The organism is uncultured Campylobacter sp., assembly GCF_905373215.1.
In the GTDB taxonomy this organism is placed as follows: Bacteria; Campylobacterota; Campylobacteria; order Campylobacterales; family Campylobacteraceae; genus Campylobacter_B.
In genome coordinates this window covers 1-4,793 of the sequence record NZ_CAJPRT010000047.1, presented here as the reverse complement: position 1 = coordinate 4,793, position 4,793 = coordinate 1, and the positions used below count along the sequence as shown (strand labels likewise).

At 49.0% G+C, this 4,793-nt stretch carries 4 protein-coding genes; 1 reads left to right on the top strand and 3 read right to left on the bottom strand.

The window, feature by feature from the left end; translation table 11 throughout:
- Positions 1-71 precede the first annotated feature (71 nt).
- The 3 genes from QZ176_RS10300 to pta all read right to left on the bottom strand — a co-directional run bounded on the left by QZ176_RS10300 (position 72) and on the right by pta (position 4,045).
- Complete coding sequence (locus QZ176_RS10300) at positions 72-692, bottom strand: hypothetical protein (protein WP_295153378.1); 621 nt, start codon at positions 690-692, stop codon at positions 72-74.
- A 522-nt stretch (positions 693-1,214) separates the two neighbouring features.
- Positions 1,215-2,447, bottom strand: a complete 1,233-nt coding sequence (locus tag QZ176_RS10295) for an acetate kinase (protein ID WP_295153376.1) — start codon at positions 2,445-2,447, stop codon at positions 1,215-1,217.
- Positions 2,447-4,045, bottom strand: a complete 1,599-nt coding sequence (pta, locus tag QZ176_RS10290; RefSeq protein ID WP_295153374.1) for a phosphate acetyltransferase — start codon at positions 4,043-4,045, stop codon at positions 2,447-2,449. The genes QZ176_RS10295 and pta overlap by 1 nt, the downstream gene beginning before the upstream one ends.
- A gap of 112 nt (positions 4,046-4,157) precedes the next feature.
- Between pta and QZ176_RS10285 the strand changes: the two genes are divergently transcribed.
- The coding region (locus QZ176_RS10285) for a helix-hairpin-helix domain-containing protein (RefSeq protein ID WP_295153372.1) at positions 4,158-4,793 on the top strand (636 nt) is incomplete at its 3' end.

Below are 4,793 nucleotides of genomic sequence, written 5' to 3'. Positions count from 1 at the left end.
CGCTTTGCGCTCGTAAAATGACCCTGAAAGTTATTGGTGCGGAATTTTATTCGTCCATGATTTTATAAAATTTAGCTTTTATTTCTCGATAGATATATCCAGTGGACTATATCGCTAAGCGAAATCACGACAAGCATACTCATAAACATCGAGGTGGCTGTGAAAAACGATATCCAGCCAAATAGGCTCTCTCTGCTCGCAAAAGTTGGGAACGTCCGTCCGCTGCCTACTCTGTGTGGGATGCCGTTTACGGCAAAATCGGCGTAGAAATAATTATTTAGAAGCCAATAGATAAAAGGTATGCCGATAAGCATAATTAGCTGCGTCTTGACGGCGGGAAGCTCTTTTTCATATAAGAATACGGCGATTGGATAATACACGCAGCTTAGCGCGAAAGCCGTTAAAATAGGCATCCACAATACCTCGACGTAAAATTCCGCAAGTTGCGTATGCGGGCTTATTTTGCCGATTGCGGCGATGTTTGGAAAAAACTGTTTCATAAATCCAACGAAGTCCGCGCATGCCGCGCTTACGTCTAAAATGTTTTCGGGTAGCGCAAATACACTAAGCGCTGTGATCGCAAACAGCGCAAAAACCGCCGCGTAAAGTCGCCCGAAAAATTTAGTAAATTTCGTATCGGGATACGGCGCCTCTTGCTCTTGCGCGCCTTGAGAATTTAGCAAATCGCTCATCGTTCGCTCCTTTAATAAAATTTGCGCGTCAAAACCCGGCTTGCGCTAAATTTTAAAATTTTATGCCTTATCGTTCGGTAAAATTTCACGACGAGGACTTGCTTTGGAATTTTTACGGTCAAATTTGAAATAAAATTTATTAAATTTAACCAGCAAAGCTTTGTTTAAAAACAAAGCGTCGCCACCTCTAACGCGCAGTGAGGCAGATGCAGGTTGGGGCGGTAGACCTGCTTGCGGTTGCTAGCCGAAGCAAAGTAAAAGGGCGCTTCGCAAGTATAGCCCCTTCCGCTCCGCCTCTTCCGAGAAAGAATTTAAGCCTTATCGGAAGCGACAAATAAAATTTAAACCCGCGCGTAGCGTAGCAATTTCTCGTATCGTCTTAGCCAGAAAGCCACTAAAATAAAGAAAGCCCTTTCATTTCACGCAAGCTTACAGCCAAAACCTAAAATTTAATTGCCTAACGAAAAAGGCAAGTTGGCGTTGCTGCTCGCAAAATAACCGCGGAATCCCGCTAGATCAAATTTAAAATTCCGAGTATTTCTGATAGTCGATCTGCGCGGAGTTTTTGTTGATCGTATCGACCGTAGCTTCAGCGATCGCAAGTTCCTCGTTGGTAGGGATTACGAGCGTTTTTATTTTGCTATCCGCCGCGCTTAAATTTCTAATCGAGCCAGTATTTTTTGCGTTTTTTGTCGCATCGATTTCGATGCCGATATGAGCGAGCCTCTCGCAGACATTTTGCCTAAAATGCGGCGCATTCTCGCCGATACCGCCGGTAAAGATCAAAGCATCCACGCGCCCAAGCACGGCGTAATATGCTCCGATCATCTTAACGACGCTGTAAACGAGCATCTCAAACGCGAGTTTTGCGCGCGGCTCGCCATCCTCCATCTTTTCATATACCTTTCGCAGATCGCTTGCGCCGCAGATACCCAAAAGTCCGCTTTTCTTGTTCATTATGACATCCATATCCTGCGCGTTGTAGCCCGCGACGCGCTCGATGTATGGGATGATCGCAGGATCGATCGAGCCGCATCTGGTGCCCATGATGATCCCTTCAAGCGGCGTTAGCCCCATTGAGGTGTCGATGCACTTGCCGTTTTCTATGGCGCTCACGCTCGAGCCGTTGCCAAGATGCAGCGTAATGGCGTTGAAGTTTTCGTATTTTTTACGTAAAAATTTCGCCCCCATCGTCGAGACGAACCAATGCGACGTGCCGTGCGCGCCGTAGCGACGAACTTTGTATTTTTCGTAGAATTCATACGGCAGCGCGTACATATACGCATAAGGCGGGATGCTTTGATGGAAGATCGTATCGAAAACCGCGACGTTTGGAATTTTAGGAGCGATTTTTAGGCAGGATTTGATGCCCGCTAAATTTGCGGGATTGTGTAGTGGTGCAAGCGGCGCAAGCTCGGCGATTTTAGCCATTACGTCTTCATCTATGAGCGCAGGAGCGTCGAAATAATCCGCACCTTGGACTATTCTATGCCCGATGCCGCCTACTTGAGTTAGATCGTTGATTACTCCGCTTTGTTTTAAAAGATCAATCGCAATCGCAATCGCGGTTTCGTGATTTGGAATTTGCTCGTTTTCAACCTTTATGCCTCGTCCATTGGCGCAATTGATACTTCCGCTTGCGTGCGTCGAGCCGATCTCCTCGATGAGTCCGCTTGCGATGCAGGCGTGATTTAGCATATCGTGGAATTTAAATTTAACCGAGCTCGAACCGGAATTTATGACTAGGATATCCATTAATTCTCTCCTGCTTGAATGGCGCTGATAAGTATCGTGTTTACGATATCGGCGACCTTGCAGCCGCGGCTTAGATCGTTTACCGGCTTTTTTAAGCCTTGTAAAATCGGTCCGATCGCCACGGCGCCTGCGGTGCGCTGAACGGCCTTATAACAGATATTTCCGCAGTTAAGATCAGGGAAGATAAATACGTTCGCGCGCCCTGCGACCGAAGAGCCCGGCATTTTTTTCTTAGCGACTGCAGCATCGACTGCGGCGTCGAATTGCAGCGGTCCGTCGATTGTGAGCCCCGGCGCCTTTTCGCGCGCTTTTTGCGTTACAGTTTTTATAAATTCCACGCTCTCGCCGCTGCCGCTATCGCCGCTGGAGTAGCTCAGCATCGCTACGCGCGGCTCAAGCCCGAACGCCTTTGCGGTCGCGGCGCTTGAGATCGCGATACCCGCCAGATACTCCGCGCTCGGGCTCGGCGCTACGGCGCAGTCGGCAAAAAGCAGAGCCTGTGTATCCAGGCACATTATAAACGCGCCGCTGACGCTCGCGATGCCGGGCTTTGTCTTGATGATCTGAAGTGCGGGGCGGATCGTCTCCGCGGTAGTCGTGCTTGCGCCGCTTACCATCGCATCGGCTAGCCCTTCATACACGAGCATCGTGCCGAAGTAGGTGCGATCGCGAACGAGATCGCGCGCCTGAGCCTCGCTCATACCCTTCGCCTTGCGAAGCTCATAAAGATCGTGCACAAATTTTTCCAAGCTCGCATCAGTCTGCGGATCTAAAATTTTAACGCCACTTAGATCGAGCCCTAGCTTGCTTGCGTTTTTTTGCACTTCGTCTTGCCGCCCTAAAAGGATTAAATTTGCAGCTCCGCTTTGCTTAATGATCGCAGCCGCGCGTAGAATTCTCTCATCGTCGCTTTCGGGCAGTACGACGGTTTTAACGTTCGCGCGAGCCTTGGCGTAGAGCTTGCTTTCAAATTTCAATGGGGTTAGAATTTCACAGCGCGTGGAGTTTGCGGCGTCCGTGAAGTAGCTTTTGTCGGCAATGACTTTATCAAGCTCTATCGCGCCGCTTTGGCAAGCGGAATTTTCGTCGTGAAATTTTGCGCCCTTTTCGCAGGCGGAATTTTTACCGCAAAGCTCCGATTCTTTAGAATTTGCGCCATCTTGTGCAGGTCTTAGCGCGGAAAATGAAATTTTATCCTCATATACGCTGGCGAAATTTACCGCTTTTGCTGCAGCGATTGTGCGCTCGCCGATGCGCGCGGCGATTTCGTTAGGATAAAATCCGCAAACTGGGATATTTAGATCCTTTGCGATTTGTAAATTTAGCTCGCGCAGATCGGCTCCCGCTACGCCGTGAACCAGCACAAAATTGCACTGTTCTAAAATCTGCGTAAAGCACTCTATCGCCGCCTTTCGCACACGCTCATCCTGCCCGTTTGCAAGTGCTTTTTCAAGCTCACTCCTGCTAAAAAGGGCATTGTCGCCAGCGATGCAAAGTTGTAAAACGTTGTGAAAGCTCATGGATAAAATTTTATCTAGTTTTTTTAGCTCGGATTGGTAGGCGGCAGGCTCGTCGCATAGGAGCAAAATTCCGTTCATCGGCTGATCCTTTGAAATAAGATAGGCAATTGTAGCAAAATTTTGCTTGCGTGTTAATCAAAGATTTATCGTGAGGGTTTAGAATTCAGTAACTTCCAACAAAGGAGCGCACATGAAAAATTTAGTGATTTTGGCTCTTTTAGTGAGCCTCGCCGTGGCGAAAATCAACATAAACGAAGCTAGTCGCTACGAGCTGATGACGATCGGTGGGCTTGATGCGGGTAGGGCGGATATGCTTATGCAATACCGCCAAAAGCGCGAAATTTCAAGTGCAGATGAGCTAAAGGGTATCAACGGCTTTGCAAGTTACGATACCGCCAAACTGCAGAAGAGCTTTGAAATATCGCCTAGAGCTAATATGCAACAGCCGGTGCAGCCTGATCGCGATATAGTCGTAGTCGAAAAGACCCGCACCCGCACGGTTTACGGAGGCTCTACTTACAAACGCGTTGAAAATTACGGCAATGGCATCACGATCACCGAGACTGGCACTTTACCGCCACCTCCTCCGCGAGGATATGGTAGGCACGGCGGCATGATGCCGCCTCCTCCCCCACCTCCTGGCGGCATGCCACCACCTCCGCACGGAGGTATAAAACCGCCGCCTCCGCCACCAGGTGAGTATAACCACAGAAGCTCTAACCGTATGAGCGATAGCGATATCGGCGGCAGCTCACGCCGCAATGTTCCGGTACCTATGCATATGGGAACGATCCGCTCAAAAAGATCCAGTAGCGTCACAAGCTTC

What these genes read in the sequence shown, in the direction of transcription:
- QZ176_RS10300 (WP_295153378.1), bottom strand. Translation starts at nt 692, where the DNA reads ATGAGCGATTTGCTAAATTCTCAAGGCGCGCAAGAGCAAGAGGCGCCG.
- QZ176_RS10295 (WP_295153376.1), bottom strand. Translation starts at nt 2,447, where the DNA reads ATGGATATCCTAGTCATAAATTCCGGTTCGAGCTCGGTTAAATTTAAA.
- pta (WP_295153374.1), bottom strand. Translation starts at nt 4,045, where the DNA reads ATGAACGGAATTTTGCTCCTATGCGACGAGCCTGCCGCCTACCAATCC.